The organism is Nocardia coffeae, assembly GCF_019890715.1.
Classification (GTDB): domain Bacteria; phylum Actinomycetota; class Actinomycetes; order Mycobacteriales; family Mycobacteriaceae; genus Nocardia; species Nocardia jiangxiensis.
Window position 1 is genome coordinate 1,445,098 of sequence record NZ_JAINZY010000001.1, and the last position, 15,445, is coordinate 1,460,542.

16 protein-coding genes and 1 tRNA gene are annotated in these 15,445 nt (G+C 66.6%); 11 read left to right on the plus strand and 6 right to left on the minus strand.

Annotation, left to right across the window (positions count from 1 at the left end):
• Positions 1-12: 12 nt before the first annotated feature.
• A complete protein-coding gene (locus K7711_RS06225; protein ID WP_222965614.1) occupies positions 13-1,068 on the minus strand; it encodes an alpha/beta hydrolase in 1,056 nt (351 codons plus the stop codon).
• 136 nt (positions 1,069-1,204) lie between these two features.
• On the opposite strand from K7711_RS06225, the gene K7711_RS06230 reads away from it, so the two are divergent.
• Positions 1,205-1,289 (plus strand) — tRNA-Ser (locus K7711_RS06230).
• 14 nt (positions 1,290-1,303) lie between these two features.
• Here K7711_RS06230 and K7711_RS47365 read toward each other — a convergent pair.
• Complete coding sequence (locus K7711_RS47365; protein WP_235746583.1) at positions 1,304-1,510, minus strand: PASTA domain-containing protein; 207 nt, start codon at positions 1,508-1,510, stop codon at positions 1,304-1,306.
• A gap of 710 nt (positions 1,511-2,220) precedes the next feature.
• Here K7711_RS47365 and K7711_RS06240 point away from each other — a divergent pair.
• Positions 2,221-2,658, plus strand: coding sequence for an NUDIX hydrolase (locus K7711_RS06240; protein ID WP_222965616.1), 438 nt, complete (start codon positions 2,221-2,223; stop codon positions 2,656-2,658).
• 97 nt (positions 2,659-2,755) lie between these two features.
• Here K7711_RS06240 and K7711_RS06245 read toward each other — a convergent pair whose 3' ends face one another.
• Positions 2,756-3,220 (minus strand): MarR family winged helix-turn-helix transcriptional regulator, encoded by a 465-nt coding sequence (locus K7711_RS06245; RefSeq protein ID WP_222965618.1) that lies wholly within the window; start codon positions 3,218-3,220, stop codon positions 2,756-2,758.
• A 125-nt stretch (positions 3,221-3,345) separates the two neighbouring features.
• Here K7711_RS06245 and K7711_RS06250 point away from each other — a divergent pair, with 125 nt between their 5' ends.
• On the plus strand, positions 3,346-4,314 hold the full coding sequence (locus K7711_RS06250) for an alpha/beta hydrolase (RefSeq protein ID WP_222965621.1): 969 nt from the start codon (positions 3,346-3,348) through the stop codon (positions 4,312-4,314).
• Positions 4,315-4,375: 61 nt separating this feature from the next.
• Here the strand turns inward: K7711_RS06250 and K7711_RS06255 are convergent, their stop codons facing one another.
• Together K7711_RS06255 and K7711_RS06260 are read right to left on the minus strand one after the other, a co-directional pair.
• Positions 4,376-4,870: a MarR family winged helix-turn-helix transcriptional regulator gene (locus K7711_RS06255; RefSeq protein WP_235746584.1), complete on the minus strand. Its 495-nt coding sequence runs from the start codon at positions 4,868-4,870 to the stop codon at positions 4,376-4,378.
• A 28-nt stretch (positions 4,871-4,898) separates the two neighbouring features.
• Positions 4,899-6,074, minus strand: coding sequence for an alpha-hydroxy-acid oxidizing protein (locus tag K7711_RS06260; RefSeq protein WP_222965623.1), 1,176 nt, complete (start codon positions 6,072-6,074; stop codon positions 4,899-4,901).
• Positions 6,075-6,287: 213 nt separating this feature from the next.
• Between K7711_RS06260 and K7711_RS06265 the strand changes: the two genes are divergently transcribed.
• A complete protein-coding gene (locus tag K7711_RS06265; protein ID WP_222966752.1) occupies positions 6,288-7,277 on the plus strand; it encodes an NAD(P)H-quinone oxidoreductase in 990 nt (329 codons plus the stop codon).
• 15 nt (positions 7,278-7,292) lie between these two features.
• Here the strand turns inward: K7711_RS06265 and K7711_RS06270 are convergent, their stop codons facing one another.
• The gene (locus K7711_RS06270) at positions 7,293-8,495 is read right to left on the minus strand and encodes a cysteine desulfurase-like protein (protein ID WP_040817337.1); all 1,203 of its coding nucleotides are present in this window, start codon (positions 8,493-8,495) and stop codon (positions 7,293-7,295) included.
• A gap of 368 nt (positions 8,496-8,863) precedes the next feature.
• On the opposite strand from K7711_RS06270, the gene K7711_RS06275 reads away from it, so the two are divergent.
• From K7711_RS06275 to K7711_RS06305, 7 genes are all read left to right on the plus strand, one after another.
• A complete protein-coding gene (locus K7711_RS06275; protein ID WP_222965625.1) occupies positions 8,864-9,454 on the plus strand; it encodes a bacterial proteasome activator family protein in 591 nt (196 codons plus the stop codon).
• A 33-nt stretch (positions 9,455-9,487) separates the two neighbouring features.
• Positions 9,488-10,381 carry a galactan export ABC transporter permease subunit Wzm/RfbD gene (wzm, locus tag K7711_RS06280; RefSeq protein WP_372460099.1) on the plus strand — a complete coding sequence of 298 codons (894 nt, stop codon included), beginning with the start codon at positions 9,488-9,490 and terminating at the stop codon, positions 10,379-10,381.
• Positions 10,382-10,389: 8 nt separating this feature from the next.
• Positions 10,390-11,205 carry a galactan export ABC transporter ATP-binding subunit Wzt/RfbE gene (wzt, locus tag K7711_RS06285; RefSeq protein WP_222965627.1) on the plus strand — a complete coding sequence of 272 codons (816 nt, stop codon included), beginning with the start codon at positions 10,390-10,392 and terminating at the stop codon, positions 11,203-11,205.
• On the plus strand, positions 11,202-12,155 hold the full coding sequence (gene glfT1 / locus K7711_RS06290; RefSeq protein ID WP_222965629.1) for a galactofuranosyltransferase GlfT1: 954 nt from the start codon (positions 11,202-11,204) through the stop codon (positions 12,153-12,155). Before wzt ends, glfT1 begins: the two co-directional genes overlap by 4 nt.
• 19 nt (positions 12,156-12,174) lie before the next feature.
• Positions 12,175-13,023: a hypothetical protein gene (locus K7711_RS06295; RefSeq protein WP_222965631.1), complete on the plus strand. Its 849-nt coding sequence runs from the start codon at positions 12,175-12,177 to the stop codon at positions 13,021-13,023.
• A gap of 737 nt (positions 13,024-13,760) precedes the next feature.
• Positions 13,761-14,609, plus strand: coding sequence for an SDR family oxidoreductase (locus tag K7711_RS06300; RefSeq protein ID WP_222965633.1), 849 nt, complete (start codon positions 13,761-13,763; stop codon positions 14,607-14,609).
• Positions 14,610-14,704: 95 nt separating this feature from the next.
• Positions 14,705-15,313, plus strand: coding sequence for a TetR/AcrR family transcriptional regulator (locus K7711_RS06305; protein ID WP_222965635.1), 609 nt, complete (start codon positions 14,705-14,707; stop codon positions 15,311-15,313).
• The last annotated feature ends 132 nt before the right edge of the window (positions 15,314-15,445 follow it).

Below are 15,445 nucleotides of genomic sequence, written 5' to 3' on the forward strand. Positions count from 1 at the left end.
AGGTCTCGTGCCTCAGCGAATGCCGAGCGCACCGGCCAGCGTCGGCCAGGCCCGCGGCAACTCGGCAGCCCAGTACGGCCAGGAGTGCGTGCCGACCTTGCGCAGATCCACTGTCGCGGGGATCTGCATGCGCTCGAGCCGGTCGGCCAGCGCCATCGTGCAGGCGTAGGCACCGGCCTCGAGCGGGCCGCCGAAGATGACCGAGGTGCGCGAATCGGGATTGCTCGGGCCGTCGAAGGGGCCGGGCATACCGTTGCCCGCCGACAGGTACAGGGCCGTACCGCGCAACTCGCCGGCGTGCGTCATCACGTCGTGTGCGAGCCAGGCAGGATTGTCCTGGCCGCCGAACATGTTGTCCGGATTCCCGTTGTAGGTGCTGACGATCGCGCGGGCCTGCGCCTGGCCGACGTCCGAACCCATCGCGTAGCAACCGCTGTGCGCGGCGACCGCGAGATAGTCGCCCGGATGCCGCATGGCCAGCATCATCGCGGCCTCCGCGCCCATCGACACACCTTCGAGGGCTTTTCGGCCGTTGCCGTTGAACTTCGCGTCGATCAGCGGGGGCAGCTCACGGGTGAGGAAGGTCTCCCATTTGTTGTTGCCCAACACCGGGTCCGGATGGTGCCAGTCGGTGTAGTAACTGGCCGGGCCGCCGAGCGTGAGCACGACGTTGACGTCCTTGTCCGCGAAGAACTGCACCGCCCCGCCGTACTTGGTCCAGTTGTTGACCTCGTTGCTCGCACTGCGTCCGTCGAGCATGTACAGGGTCGGGCGCGGTGCGCTGCGGTTCTTCGGCAGCAGGATCTCCACCGGCAGTGTGCGTCCCATCGCGGGCGAGCGCACGAACACCTTCAGCCGGCGATCGGTGATCTTCTGGATGTGGTCGATCGACGCGGCGACCGGTCGCGGATTGTCCACCGGCGCCTGTGGTTCGGGACCGTCCGAGGATCCGCTGTTCACCGGCGGACCGGCGAACGCGGTCGGCACCGTCCCCGCCGCCGCACCGACCAACAGTGCGGCGCACGCGAGAGCGCCGGCTAACCGACGCCGGTTCCAACGGCGTCTCATGGCCGACATCCTGCCAGAGTCCGCTGAATCATTCCTGTGAGGCGACACGCCCTCTCCTGCACCCCCGAACCGCCGATTCGGCAACCCACCCCTCCCGCCGCTACCCTGAAACGGCCACGCATCCCACGCGAGGCGAGGTGGGTTGCCCGAGCGGCCTAAGGGAACGGTCTTGAAAACCGTCGTGGTTCACGCCACCGTGGGTTCAAATCCCACACCCACCGCACATCTTGTCGGCTCAGCCACACGAGTTCGGTTCGCCGTTCTTCACGACCGAAAGAACCGCGCTTCCCTCTGTGATCGGGGTTCCCGGGCCTGGCGACTGGGCGACAACGATCCAGTTGCGATCGATGATCTGCCGTCGACCGGCGCCGGTGGCATCCCGCGAGCGGGAGAAGAAGACTCCGACAGCATGAATCGCATTCTGTGCGTCCTGCAGATTCATGCATACGACATGGGGCATCAGTCGCGTGGCGGCAATGGCACCCGCGGATGACGTGTTCGTCGGCGTCGCCGCACTCGAGGTGGGCACGAGGGTCGATGCTGGTGTTACGGAAGCCGATATCGCGACCGCCGCGCTACTCGCCGAAATATTCTGTGGCACAGCCCTATCGGAACTCGCCGCACATCCTGCAGTCGCACCGACGATACCGACCGTCAGCACGGCGAAACGCAGTATTTTCGGCCGGTTTCGGCTGCTTCCTGGATCAAGGACCGAATTTGAATTGGTGGCGAATATCTTCACAAAGTCCCCTCGATAGCAGGATCTCTCGCATGCCGAACCGTGATCTTCACCGAGTCACCGAACTTGCCATCAGGATCGGGCGAGGAATAGAGCATTCAGGCCCTTGTCATCGAGAGGTCGCTCATGCATCGTCCGAACGGATGCCGAACTCGGGTCCTGTGCCCGAGACAGGGCTACCCGAGAGACGAATTCTCACCCAGAATGGGCAAATAACCGAAGACTTCCGAGCGTGGCACGGCTTCAGGCCAGGGGAACTATTCGTCGCCTCTCCTTCCCATTCAGCACTCAGCACACCGAGAGAACTCGGGCTCTGGCGGACAAGCGGCTTGATCGGACCGGTGCCGGTTCGGTCAGCGACAGAGCGATCTGCATTCCCGAGAAGATGTCGACCACCTGAAAGGATGAGTTTCATGGAACCCGACCTGATCGAACGACTCACCACCGAAGCGAGCGGCGACGGCATCCAGCAACTCGTGGTCGGTGCCGTTGTTCAACACGACGGCAAAGTGCTTCTGCTGCAACGTCCCGAGGACGATTTCATGGGCGGCATCTGGGAACTGCCGAGCGGCAAGGTCGAACTCGGTGAAGCCCTTGACCAAGCTCTGGTCCGCGAGGTCAAGGAAGAAGCCGGTCTCGACGTCACGGCCATGAGCGCCTATCTCGGCAGCTTCGACTACCAGTCGGGCAGCGGTAAGAAGTCGCGGCAGTTCAACTTCGCGGTCAACGTCGCCGACGCTGATCCTGTGCTGCTCCAGGAGCACGGCGCCTACACCTGGACGGCACTCAGCGAGGAACCGCCCGTGACGGATGCCGTGCGGCAGGTGCTTGCGGCGTACCAGGCGTTGTAAAGAAAAGCCCGCGAATCCATACGAGGGGCGAACTTCGGGGACCGAGACCTCTGTACCGCAGGAGTTTCGCGGTGTCGGGCGCGGCTTCCCGCCCGGATCAGGATTGCCCGGAGACGTTGATCGTCAGCTGGCGGAGGATTCGTTTGGCTTCGGTGAAGTCGTTCTCCGGCAACGCCATTGCCGCACCCATGGCGGCGGGGACTTCGCGGGCTCGTTCGCGCAGGTCGACTCCGCGGTCGGTGAGGCTGACGCGGACGGTGCGTTCGTCGTCGGGGTCGCGTTCGCGGCGGACGAAACCTGCTGTCTCCAAACGTTTCACCAGTGGGGTCAGGGTGCCGTAGTCGAGTTGGAGGGCTGCGCCGATGTCCTTGACGGGGACGGTGTCGTGTTCCCAGAGGACCAGCAGGACCAGGTATTGCGGGTAGGTCAGGCCGAGGTTCTCGAGCAGGGGGCGGTATCGCTGGGTGACCGCGCGGGAGGCCGCGTAGAGGGCGAAGCAGAGTTGGTCGTCCAGGATCAGGGAGAACTCCCGTGGCGGCCCCTCGCCGGTGTTCCTACTCATCGAATCGACGCTACATCGACGATCAGGCAATTTCAACGGGCACATTCTACTTGTGCACGAGGTAATCGTGCGATAGGTTTCTCTCCAGCGGGAACCACCGGGGTTGCCGCAGAAAAGGAGCAGAGATGTCGGAGTACACGCCCGTTGCGCCGGTGCTCGAGCAGGCCGCGGCCGAGTTCGCCCAGGCCACGTCGAAGCCGCCGTTCCTTTTTCAGCTGCCCGTCGAGGAAGGCCGCAAGACCGTCGACGAGGTTCAGGCCGGGGAGATCGCCAAGCCCGCGGTCGACGAGGAGTGGGTCACCGTATCGGGTGGGCCGACCGGGTCGGTCAAGGCTCGGATCGTGCGGCCCGCCGGTGTCGAGGGCACCCTGCCGGTCATCTTCTACATCCACGGGGCGGGTTGGGTTTTCGGTGACGCCCACACCCACGACCGCCTGGTCCGCGAGCTCGCGGTCGGTGCGCACGCGGCCGTGGTCTTCCCCGAGTACGACCGCTCGCCCGATGTCCGCTACCCCGTCGCCATCGAGCAGAACTACGCCGTAGCGCAGTGGGTCGTCGCCGAGGGCGCGGGGAAGAATCTGGATTCCGGCCGGATCGCCGTGGCCGGTGACAGCGTCGGCGGCAACATGGCCGCGGCGCTGACCCTGATGGCCAAGGAGCGCGGCGATGTCCCGCTGGTCGCGCAGGTGCTGTTCTACCCGGTCACCGATGCCAGCTTCGACACCGGTTCCTACCACCAGTTCGCCGAGGGCTACTTCCTCGCCCGCGAGGGCATGAAGTGGTTCTGGGATCAGTACACCACCGACGAAACCGAGCGCGCCCAGATCACCGCCTCACCGCTGCGCGCCACCCTCGACCAACTCGCCGGACTCCCCCCGGCGCTGGTCATCACCGGCGAGGCCGACGTCCTGCGTGACGAAGGCGAGGCCTACGCCAACAAACTCCGCCAGGCCGGAGTTCCGGTCACCGCCATCCGCTACCAGGGCATCATCCACGACTTCGTCATGCTCAACGCCCTGCGCGGCACCCACGCCGCCGAAGCCGCCATCACCCAGGCGGTCACCACTCTGCGAAATACATTGGGCACCAACTGATCACGACGCGGCGCCTGACGGTCCGCAGCATCACAACGCGGACCGCCGGGCGGCTCGCACCCTATTTCGTCGGGCGCGTGGAGAGTTCGGTGTCGATGAGTTCGAAGACTTCGGCGATTACGCGGAGTTGGGTGGGGGTCAGTAGGTCTACGAAGTCGCGGCGGACTTCGTCGACGTGGCCGGCGGAGGCGGCCCGGAGGCGTTCCATGCCCTCGTCGGTGAGGTGGGCGCGGACGCCTCGGCCGTCCTCCTCGCAGGAGGTGCGGCGGACCAGGCCGGCGGTTTCCATGCGGCGGATCTGGTGGGTCAGACGGCTTCTGGAGGACAGGACGCCGTCTGCCAGGTCGCTCATCCGCAGGGAGCGGTCGGGGGCCTCGGACAGCAGGACCAGGATGCGGTACTCGGCGACGCTCAGGTCGTTGTCGCGCTGGAGTTGGCGGTTCAGTTCCGCCATCAGACGCTGATGACCGTCCATGTAGGCGCGCCAGGCCCGCTGCTCGGCCGAGCTGAGCCACCTCGGCTCCACCGCCATGCGACCGACCGGTTCCTTGATCATCCGGACAGTGTATTGGCCGAACCGAACCTCACCGAGCGCTCCGCAGCACAGTGCGATCCAGGTCGCCGGGGCGGGCGTAGCCCGAAAGTCCCATCGACGCATCGAAATCGGCCAGCAGCAGGCGCAGCGCGTGACGCACGCCGTCGCGACCGGCCAGGCCGAGGCCGTACGCCCACGGACGGCCGTAGAGCACGGCCTTGGCTCCCAGCGCCAGGGCGATCATGACGTCCGAACCGGTGCGCACGCCGGAATCGAACAGCACGTCGGCGCGGTCGCCGATCGCCGCGACGACCTCCGGCAGGGCATCGAGCGCCGCGATCGAACCGTCCACCTGACGGCCGCCGTGATTGCTCACCACGATCGCGTCCGCACCCGCGTCGACCAGTTCGCGGGCGTCGGCGGGATGCAGCACACCCTTCACGGCGATCGGCAGATCGGTCCATTCGCGCAGTCGCCGCAGGTCCGCGGGACGCAGGGTGTGATTGCCGAACAGCCCCACCCAGGTCAGCACGGCTATCCGCATCGCCTCCTCGCTCTCCTCCGGCGGGGTGGCGAGTTTGGCGCGGAACACCGGATCGGACAGGTAGTTCGCGATGCCTTTCGCCTGCAGGAAGGGCAGATGACCGAGTTCGAGATCGCGTGGCCGCCAACCCATTCCGGGAGTGTCGGCGGTGACGACGATGGCCCGCGCCCCGGCCGCGGCGGCACGCTCGACCAGTGACCGAGCCAGGTCGTGGTCGTCCGGCCAGTACAGCTGGTACCACCACGCGCCAGCGGCCGCGCCGACCTCCTCGATCGGCGTGGAGGACGCGGTCGACAGGACCATGCCCACACCCAATTCCGCGGTGACCTCCGCGACCAGCTTCTCGCCCTGTTCACGCAACAGTTCCAGCACGCCGATCGGCGCGGTGAGCACCGGCGCGGCGAGCTTGGTGCCCAGCACCTCCACCGACAGATCCCGCCCGCCCGGACCGCTGGTCCCGCGCCACATCCGCGGCAGCAGCCGATGCCGATCGAAGGCGGCCAGGTTCGCCGCGGCAGTCCGCTCCGCCGACGCACTACCCGCGACGTAGGCGTAGGCCACCGCGTCCAACTGCTCCTGCGCCCGCTGCTCCAAACCCGCGGCGGACATCGGCAGATCCGGCACCACACCGGACAATCCGGCCAGATAGATCTCGTTCTGGAAGTCGGCGAAGCTGCTCATGCCGGGAACGCTAGCCTACGGCCACCGACCGGCACATCCGTCACAGATCGCCGCGGGAGCCGATCATCGTCGGCACGCGAGGTCGACATCCGGAAGGTGAATGCAAGCCCCCTCGACTCCGGAACGCGGACAACCTGCGAATCCGCCGGAACCGGGCACGCCCGGCGAGGCCCGGGGCCGCATCCGCGGCGAGCGGAGTTCACAATGAGCGTCATGTATGCGATCGAACTGGACGGCTTCGGTGGGCCCGAGGTGATGCGGTGGGCGCAGAGCCCTGATCTGCCTGGTCCGGGAGCCGGGGAAGTTCTGATCGACGTCACCGCGGCGGGGGTGAACCGGGCCGACCTGTTGCAGCGGCAGGGGTTCTATCCGCCGCCTCCGGGTGCCAGCGAAGTGCTCGGGCTGGAGTGTTCGGGAGTGATCGCGCAGGTCGGGGACGGTGTGCGGGACTGGCATCCCGGTGACCGGGTGTGCGCGCTGCTGTCCGGGGGCGGGTACGCCGAGCAGGTGGTGGTTCCGGCGACGCAACTGCTGCCGGTACCCGAGGGGATGGATCTGGCTGTGGCAGCGGCGCTTCCGGAGGTCGCGGCGACCGTCTGGTCGAATCTGGTCATGCGGGCCGGACTGCGCGCCGGACAGCTGCTGCTGATCCACGGCGGCGGAAGCGGGATCGGGACGCACGCCATTCAGGTGGCGGTCAGCCGAGGTGCGCGAGTCGCGGTGACGGCCGGATCTCAGGGAAAACTGGATCGCTGCAAGGAATTCGGCGCGAGCATCCTGATCAATTACCGCGAAGAGGATTTCGTCGCCACCCTCGCCGAATCCGGCGGCGCGGACGTCATTCTCGACAATATGGGCGCGGCCTATCTGGGCCGCAACATCGAGGCCCTCGCCGAGGACGGACAGCTGTGCGTCATCGGCATGCAGGGCGGGGTCAAGGGCGAGCTGAATCTGTCCACGCTGCTGGGCAAACGCGGCACCGTGCACGCCACCAACCTGCGCAAACGCCCGGCCACCGGCCGATCCAGCAAAGCCGAGATCATCACCGAACTGCACCGCCACCTGTGGCCGCTGATCGCCGAGGGCACCGTGGTCCCGGTCGTGCACGCCGAACTTCCGGTTACCGAGGCCGCCGGCGCGCATCAACTGCTCGATTCCGCGGAAACCGTCGGCAAGGTCATCCTGCGAATCCGTGAGGACTGAGCTCGGGGAGGCTCGTCAGTCCAGTGAGGTGAGTGCTCGGCCCAGCTGATCGATCTCGAATTTCGTTGTGTACGGGGCCAATCCGATGGTCACCGCACCGCCCTCGTCGTTGACGCCCAGCGCGTCGAGCAGGCGGCTGCCGCCGTGCGCACCCGACAACGTGCCGATCCGCAGATCGGCCAGTTTGGCGGACACCTTCTCGGCCTGCAATCCGGAGATGGTGAAACTCACCGTCGGGATGCGGGTGGACGCGCGGCCGATGACGGTCAGGTTCGGGATGCGATCGAGCACCTCCATGAGGTGCTCGAACAGGTGGTCGTGATAGTCCTGCAATGAGGTGATCGACATCTCGAGTCGTTCGCGCCGGGTCCCGGTGGCCTGCTCGTCCAGCCCGGCCAGATAGTCGATCGACGTGGTCAGCCCGGCCAGCAGGGCGTACTGATGCCCGCCGACCTCGAGCCGTTCGGCGCCCTTGGCGTACGGGTTCAGCGACATCGACGGAATCCGGTCCAGGAAGGCCGGATCGCGGAACACCAGGGCGCCGATCTGCGGACCGCCCCACGCCGGAGCGGACAGCGCGACCACATCGGCGTTCAGATCGTCGATATCGATCAGCGCGTAGGGTGCGGCGCCGAAGCAGTCGGCGACCAGCAGCCCGCCGACCTCGTGCACACGATCGGCGGCCACCCGCACCGACGGGGCCGAACCGACGATCGGCGAGGCGGCGGTCAACGCGACCAGCCGCGCGGTCGGCCCGATCAACTCCTCGAACTGCCAGGCGGGCATCTCACAGGTCTCGATCTCCACCTCGGCCCAGCGCACATGCGCGCCATACCGATTCGCGATCCGCAGCCACGGCGCGACGTTCGCCTCGTCGTCCAGGCGGGACAACACGATCCCGGTGCCCAGCCCGAGCCGGGAACTCAGCGACTCGGCCAGCCAGGCGAGCAGAACCGCCCGATCCGGACCGAGCACCACACCCGCCGGATCCCCGCCGACCAGATCCGCGACGGCCTCGCGGGCCGCGTCCAGGATGGCGCCGCTGCGCTTGGCGGCGGCGTGACGATTGGTATGGGAAAAGGCCGACGTGCGGAAACCCGTTGAGACGGCGCGCGATACCGAATCCGGAACAAGCATGCCTGCCTGCGGGTCGAGATGGATCCACCCGTCGCCCAGGGACGGTATGAGGCCCCGAACCCGTGCGACGTCGTAAGTCATGCAGGCCACTCTAAGCGCACGGGGCAAGTCGGCGTAACCGTGTTCACGGCAAACGACCGGTCGCCGACTGACGAACGCGGCACCTCGGAACCCGCAGCGAGCGGACTACCGGGTGGGAGATCACGCAACATGGGTAACCGACTTTCAGCAAACCGAGCACCACACCTGATGCGAACAAGACGGCAACAGAATACTGGGTTCAATTTGCCTCCGCTCCGCTCCGGCGTGTTCGCGGTCGGCGTTTTCCGAGGTATCCGAACCAGGCCGGGCCGGGGTTGTCTCGTCTCCGGGCAGTCGGTTCGTAGCGCTGCGGCCGCGGATCCAACCTCACTTAGCGCATCGCGTTCCAACCGGACATGATGGAGGTCATGACGCACTCGGACGGAGAATCGGATTCCATCGTGGTGATCGGACCCGACGGCCAGCCGCTGGTCGTCCCTGCCAGTTCCCGGGGTGAATCGCCGCTCGCCGGTCAGGTGGTCGGCGAGGGCGACGCCGAGGCCGGTGACGACGCGGCCAAGGAGGAGTCGCTCGCCGATATGGTCGAGCAGCCCGCCAAGGTCATGCGGATCGGCACCATGATCAAACAGCTGCTGGAAGAGGTGCGGCACGCGCCGCTGGACGATGCCAGCCGCACCCGGCTGCGCGAGATCCACAAGACCTCGATCCGCGAGCTGGAACAGGGCCTGGCGCCGGAGCTGCGCGAGGAGCTCGAGCGGCTGGCGCTGCCGTTCGGCGACGACACCATCCCCTCCGACGCCGAATTGCGCATCGCCCAGGCCCAGCTGGTCGGCTGGCTGGAGGGTTTGTTCCACGGCATTCAGACCGCGCTGTTCGCCCAGCAGATGGCCGCCCGCGCCCAGCTCGAACAGATGCGTCACGCGTTGCCGCCCGGTATGCACGTTCCGCGCGACGGTGGTCAGCAAGGTTCCTCGGGGGTCTCCGGTCAGTACCTGTAGAGCGATCGACACAGTCCGCTACAGTCGAGCACTGTGCCTGCAGCTGCCCCTGCCGAGTCGGCGGTCGCCGAACAGAGCCCGGCCGACGTCTCGGTAGCCATAGTGTCCGATTCCCAATCTTTCCGACGTGCCTTCAAGGATCTGCGCGACGGCTTCTCCCAGCGTGAGCTATGGCTGTCGCTGGGCTGGCAGGACATCAAACAGCGTTATCGGCGATCGGTGCTGGGTCCGTTCTGGATCACGATCGCGACCGCGGTCCAGGCGGGCGCGATGGCGGTGCTGTATTCGACGCTGCTGGGCCAGGATCTGCGCGCCTACGTGGCCTATGTGACGGTCGGCCTGATCACCTGGAACATCATCTCGAACAGCATTCTCGAGGGTTCGGAGATCTTCATCGCCAACGAGGGGTTGATCAAACAACTCCCGTCGGCGCTGAGCGTGCACGTCTACCGGCTGGTGTGGCGGCAACTGCTGTTCTTCGCGCACAACCTGATCATCTACGTGATCCTGATCCCGGTCGCCGGCCTGTGGCATCACCTGCATTGGAGTGTGCTGCTGGCGATTCCGGCGATCGCGCTGATCTTCCTCAACGCCATGTGGGTGACGCTGGTGTTCGGCATCTTCGCCACCCGCTACCGCGATATCGCGCCGATTCTGAGCAGTATGACGCTGATGCTGTTCGTGCTGACGCCGGTGATGTGGAATACCAAATCGCTCACCGACCACGCCGGCGCCGTCGGCGAACGCGCCCGGCTGATCGAGATCATTCCCACCTACCACTACCTGGAGATCGTGCGCGCGCCGCTGCTGGGTGAGCCGTCGAGCCTGTTGAGCTGGGTTGTGGTGCTGGGCATCACCGTGGTGGGCTGGGCAGTGGCGATCCTGGCCATGAAGCAGTTCCGTTCTCGCGTCCCGTACTGGGTGTAAAGGGCCATATGACCGAGCGAGTGAGCATCGAAACCCATGACGCATGGGTGGAATTCCCGATCTTCGACGCCAAGTCGCGATCGCTGAAGAAGGCGTTCCTGGGCAAGGCGGGCGGCGCGATCGGACGCAATCAATCCGACGTGGTGGTGGTCGAGGCGCTGCGCGAGATCACCCTGTCCTTTTCCGAGGGCGATCGGGTCGGGCTCGTCGGGCACAACGGCGCGGGCAAATCGACACTGCTGCGCCTGCTTTCGGGGATCTACGAACCCACCCGCGGCAGCGCGCAGGTGCGCGGACGGGTCGCGCCGGTGTTCGATCTGGGCGTCGGCATGGATCCGGAGATCTCCGGATACGAGAACATCATCATTCGCGGACTGTTCCTCGGACAGACCCGCAAGCAGATGCTCTCGAAGGTGGACGAGATCGCCGAGTTCACCGAACTCGGCGAATATCTGAACATGCCGCTGCGCACCTATTCGACCGGTATGCGGGTGCGCCTGGCGATGGGCGTGGTGACCTCCATCGACCCGGAGATCCTGCTGCTGGACGAGGGTATCGGCGCGGTGGACGCCGAGTTCCTGAAGAAGGCGCGCAACCGGCTGCAGGATCTGGTGGCCCGCTCGGGCATCCTGGTGTTCTGCAGCCATTCCAACGAATTCCTCGCGCAGCTCTGCGATTCCGCGATCTGGATCGATCACGGCACGGTGCGGATGCGCGGTGACATCGAGGAAGTGGTGCGGGCCTACGAGGGTCCGGAGGCCGGTGACCACGTCGCCCAGATACAGCGCGAACTCGCACGGGAACTGGAGCACAATCGTTCATGAGTGATCAGGTCCCGGGCGACGGCGCGCAGCTGCCTCCTCCCGGCCCAACGTCCCGGATCGTCGCGGTGGTCGTCACGCACAAACGCCGTGAGCTGCTCGCCGAATCGCTGAAGGTGCTCACCGCGCAGACCCGGCCGATCGATCATCTGATCGTCGTGGACAACGCCAACGAGCCCGAGGTCGGCGAACTGGTGCGCGAGCAGCCGGTGGAGTCGACCTATCTGGGTTCGGAGCACAATCTCGGCGGCGCGGGCGGTTTCGCTCTCGGCATGTTGCACGCGCTGACCCTCGGCGCGGACTGGGTGTGGCTGGCCGACGACGACGGACGTCCCGAGGGACCCGAGGTGCTGGCCACGCTGGCCGACTGCGCGACGAAGAACGGGCTGGCCGAGGTGTCCCCCGTGGTCTGCGATATCGACGACCCGGATCAGCTGGCCTTCCCGCTGCGCCGCGGCGTGGTGTGGCGGCGTCGGCGTTCGGAGCTGTACACCTCCGCGGACGGCGACGAGGATCTGCTGCCGGGGATCGCCTCGCTGTTCAACGGCGCGCTGATCTCCGCTCGCGCAGTGGACGTGATCGGCGTGCCGGATCTGCGGTTGTTCGTGCGCGGCGACGAGGTGGAGGTGCATCGGCGGCTGGTGCGTTCGGGTCTGCCGTTCGGCACCTGTCTGCGCACGGCCTATCTGCACCCCAACGGGTCCGCGGAATTCAAGCCGATTCTGGGCGGCCGCATGCACACCCAGTATCCGGACGATCCGGTGAAGCGGTACTTCACCTACCGCAATCGCGGATACCTCATGGCCCAACCCGGTATGCGCAAACTGCTTCCGCAGGAGTGGGCCCGATTCTCCTGGTTCTTCCTGGTACAGCAGAAAGATCCGGCGGGTCTGCGAGAATGGTTGCGCCTGCGGCGGCTCGGGCGGCGCGAGCAGTTCCACAAACCCGGATAGACCAGTACTTTTTGGAGGCATGGCCGTGAGCAACCCCTACGGCGGACAATCACCCTACGGGCAGCCCTGGCAGCCGAACAGCCCACAGCCGAGTCCCGGTGCGCCACAGTCGCCCAACGGACACCACCCGCAGGGGGCAGCGCAGCCGCAGACCGGACCGGGACAGGCCGCGGTTCCGCAGCCGGGTTATCCACAGCCGCAAGGCAATTCCATGCCGGGCTACCCGCAGGTCGGCTATCAGCAGCCCGGTTATCCACAGCAGCAGAATGTTTCGTCGCCCGGAATTCCGCAGCAGGGTGTGCCGCAGCCGGGCTACCCGCAGCCCGGGTATCCGCCGCAGGGTGCACCCCAGCCGGGTTACGGCGCGCCGAATCCCGGTGTGCCACAGCAGTTCGGCGGTCCGGTGAATCCCTACGGCGCCCAACCCGCTCCGTACCCGCAGCCGAATTACGGTGCGCCGCAAGCAGATGTCTTCCAGCCGCAGCCCGGACCGCCGGGAATCGTGGTCGAGGCGTCGTACTACCCGCTCCAGGCCCTGCTCGCGCTGAGCAGCCCGCGAATCCTGCTGAACGGGCAGGAAGTGCCCGGATCACGTTGGGGCACAACGCATATCCCCGTCGGTGCGGGTCAGTACCACGTGCAGGTCAAGACCAAATGGCTCTGGGATTTCGGCCCGGGTGACGCGGTCGTACCCGTCGCCGACGGGCAGAGCACGAAGGTCTACTACCGCTCACCGGTGATGTGGATGCTCAAGGGCGCGATCGGCCCGGTACCGCAGAAGACGCCCGGCGTCACGGCCATGTACATCATCTGGGGCATCCTGGCGGTCCTGATCCTGCTCGAGCTCGTCGTCGGCCTGGCCGCGTAAGAGCCGACGCTAAATTCCGTTGCGGTCCGTGTAATGGACTGCGACAGTAGGTATCACAGTTCAGCAGCCATCGAAGGGCAGGAGGTGAGATACGTGAAGGCGAATTTCCGGACAGAGGTGGCCGGACTGCGAGGTGGTGAGGCGACCCCCATCGCCGCACATATCTCACTCCGCTACCCGTTGCGCTGAGTTCCCGCGCGCAGGCACCGGACCGCCCTACCGGTCCGGTCGCACCTGTGCCGTTCTCACCGTCGACGTGACCTCTGTCCGCACGGCTGGAATACGGCCGTCTTTCGCTGGGTATGCACGGCTGTTCGATACCGGCTGGGTCCCGGCCCGCGCGATCCTTGTGGACGCGGCGCAGAAATCGCGACACCTTCGGGGCTCTCGCATGCGCGCCGCCGCGGGCGGATACCAACATCGACGGCCTGTGCGCCGGTGATTCCCCTTGTCCAGCATACGATTTCGTAGCAGCCGCCCGGAGCCGAACTGCCACAGCGGAGCGGAGGCCAACTCCAAGGTTCGCGGCCCGTCTCGCCGATCGGACGCGTGGCGGGTGCGAGGAACGAGTACCCGACACGGGGCCGAACGGTGAGACTCAGGGGGCCGCGAACCCGCCGGAGCGAAGCGGAGGCCAAAGACACAGGTTAGTCTGCGATTCAGGTCGATCCGGACACCGGCGGCGACTCATTCGAGATCATCGAGTGGGAGCGACGCCGAGAAGATTGGAGACAGGCATGACGAACGCAGCAAAGCCGCTAGCGGGCAGGACCATGATCATGTCCGGCGGCAGCCGGGGCATCGGACTCGAGATCGCCAAGCGTGCCGCCGCCGACGGGGCCAACATCACCCTGATCGCCAAGACCGATCAGCCGCATCCCAAACTGCCCGGCACCATCCACACCGCCGCCGCCGAACTCGAGGAAGCGGGCGGCGCCGTGCACAAATTCGTCGGCGACGTGCGCGACGACGAGGGCGTCGCGCGGGCGGTACAGGAGACCGTGGACCGCTTCGGCGGTATCGACATCGTGGTGAACAACGCCTCGGCGATCGATCTCGCGCCCACCGAACAGCTGGCGATGAAGAAGTACGACCTGATGCAGGACATCAACGCCCGCGGCAGTTTCCTGCTGTCCAAACTGAGCATTCCGGCACTGCGAGCCTCGGCCGAAGCCGATCGCAACCCGCACATCCTGACCCTCTCGCCGCCGCTGAACCTGGACCCGAAATGGGCCGGAGCCTCGCTCGGCTACACCATCGCCAAATACGGAATGTCGCTCACCACACTGGGTTTGGCCGAGGAACTGCGCAAGTACGGCATCGGGGTGAACTCGCTGTGGCCGCGCACCACCATCGCCACCGCCGCGGTCCGCAATCTGCTCGGCGGCGACGATATGGTCTCCACCTCCCGCACCCCCGACATCTACGCCGACGCCGCGTACCTGGTGCTGACCTCACCTGCCAAGAGCGCCACCGGCAACTTCTACATCGATGACGAGGTGCTCGCCGAACACGGCATCACCGATCTGGACAAGTACCGGGTGACCCCCGGCGACGGACCGCTCACCACCGACCTGTTCCTGTAATCGACAGTCCGCGCCCGGACCTCGTGCCAGGTCCGGGCGGGACTAGTCTGTGGTGCCATCGGAGTTCCGCTTCCCGACCGAGGAATGCCCTGGAGATGGCCCCACCCCGCAAGCACGACACCGACGCGATCCTGGATGCCGCCCGCAGTCTGGTACTGCGGGACGGTCCGCGCGCGGCCAGCGTCGCCGCGATCGCGGCGGCCAGCGGTGCGCCGGTGGGCACGCTCTACCACCGGTTCGGCAATCGCAACGGCGTCCTGGTCGCGACCTGGATGCGGGCCCTGGAGCGTTTCCAGGCCCGCGCCCTGGCCGCCGCCGAACACCCCGACCCGCTCGAGGCCGCGGTCGGAATGGCGGTATCCACAATAGATTTCGCCCGCGCCCTACCCGAGGACGCGAAACTCCTGCTCCAACTGCGCCCCCGCGACCTACTCGACGGCGAACCCGAATCCGATCTGCGCCAGCGCCTCGAGCAGATGAACGCGCCCCTGTTCGGCCACATCCAACGCCTCACCCGAGACCTGTTCCACAGCACCGCCCCCCGCGACCTGGACCGGGTGGCCAACGCCGTGGTCGACCTCCCCAACGCCACCCTCCGCCGGCACGCCCGCCAGGGGGAACTACCCCCCTGGCTGGAAACGGACGTCGCCGAATCGGCCCGAATCCTGCTGACCGCCGACCGAACGCGCTGCGACACCTGGTAGCCACGCGAAACCAACCGGAGGCCACCTGGTTCCGCCCGCCCCGAGGCACGCCAACTCCAAGGCCGGGGCCCGCCCCGGTCCTGGACTGACCGGAGCGGAGGAGCGAAGCGGGGGAGCGGAGGGAGGGAAGGA

What these genes read in the sequence shown, in the direction of transcription:
- K7711_RS06225 (WP_222965614.1), bottom strand. Translation starts at nt 1,068, where the DNA reads ATGAGACGCCGTTGGAACCGGCGTCGGTTAGCCGGCGCTCTCGCGTGC.
- K7711_RS47365 (WP_235746583.1), bottom strand. Translation starts at nt 1,510, where the DNA reads ATGAATCTGCAGGACGCACAGAATGCGATTCATGCTGTCGGAGTCTTC.
- K7711_RS06240 (WP_222965616.1), top strand. Translation starts at nt 2,221, where the DNA reads ATGGAACCCGACCTGATCGAACGACTCACCACCGAAGCGAGCGGCGAC.
- K7711_RS06245 (WP_222965618.1), bottom strand. Translation starts at nt 3,220, where the DNA reads ATGAGTAGGAACACCGGCGAGGGGCCGCCACGGGAGTTCTCCCTGATC.
- K7711_RS06250 (WP_222965621.1), top strand. Translation starts at nt 3,346, where the DNA reads ATGTCGGAGTACACGCCCGTTGCGCCGGTGCTCGAGCAGGCCGCGGCC.
- K7711_RS06255 (WP_235746584.1), bottom strand. Translation starts at nt 4,870, where the DNA reads ATGATCAAGGAACCGGTCGGTCGCATGGCGGTGGAGCCGAGGTGGCTC.
- K7711_RS06260 (WP_222965623.1), bottom strand. Translation starts at nt 6,074, where the DNA reads ATGAGCAGCTTCGCCGACTTCCAGAACGAGATCTATCTGGCCGGATTG.
- K7711_RS06265 (WP_222966752.1), top strand. Translation starts at nt 6,288, where the DNA reads ATGTATGCGATCGAACTGGACGGCTTCGGTGGGCCCGAGGTGATGCGG.
- K7711_RS06270 (WP_040817337.1), bottom strand. Translation starts at nt 8,495, where the DNA reads ATGACTTACGACGTCGCACGGGTTCGGGGCCTCATACCGTCCCTGGGC.
- K7711_RS06275 (WP_222965625.1), top strand. Translation starts at nt 8,864, where the DNA reads ATGACGCACTCGGACGGAGAATCGGATTCCATCGTGGTGATCGGACCC.
- wzt (WP_222965627.1), top strand. Translation starts at nt 10,390, where the DNA reads ATGACCGAGCGAGTGAGCATCGAAACCCATGACGCATGGGTGGAATTC.
- glfT1 (WP_222965629.1), top strand. Translation starts at nt 11,202, where the DNA reads ATGAGTGATCAGGTCCCGGGCGACGGCGCGCAGCTGCCTCCTCCCGGC.
- K7711_RS06295 (WP_222965631.1), top strand. Translation starts at nt 12,175, where the DNA reads ATGGCCGTGAGCAACCCCTACGGCGGACAATCACCCTACGGGCAGCCC.
- K7711_RS06300 (WP_222965633.1), top strand. Translation starts at nt 13,761, where the DNA reads ATGACGAACGCAGCAAAGCCGCTAGCGGGCAGGACCATGATCATGTCC.
- K7711_RS06305 (WP_222965635.1), top strand. Translation starts at nt 14,705, where the DNA reads ATGGCCCCACCCCGCAAGCACGACACCGACGCGATCCTGGATGCCGCC.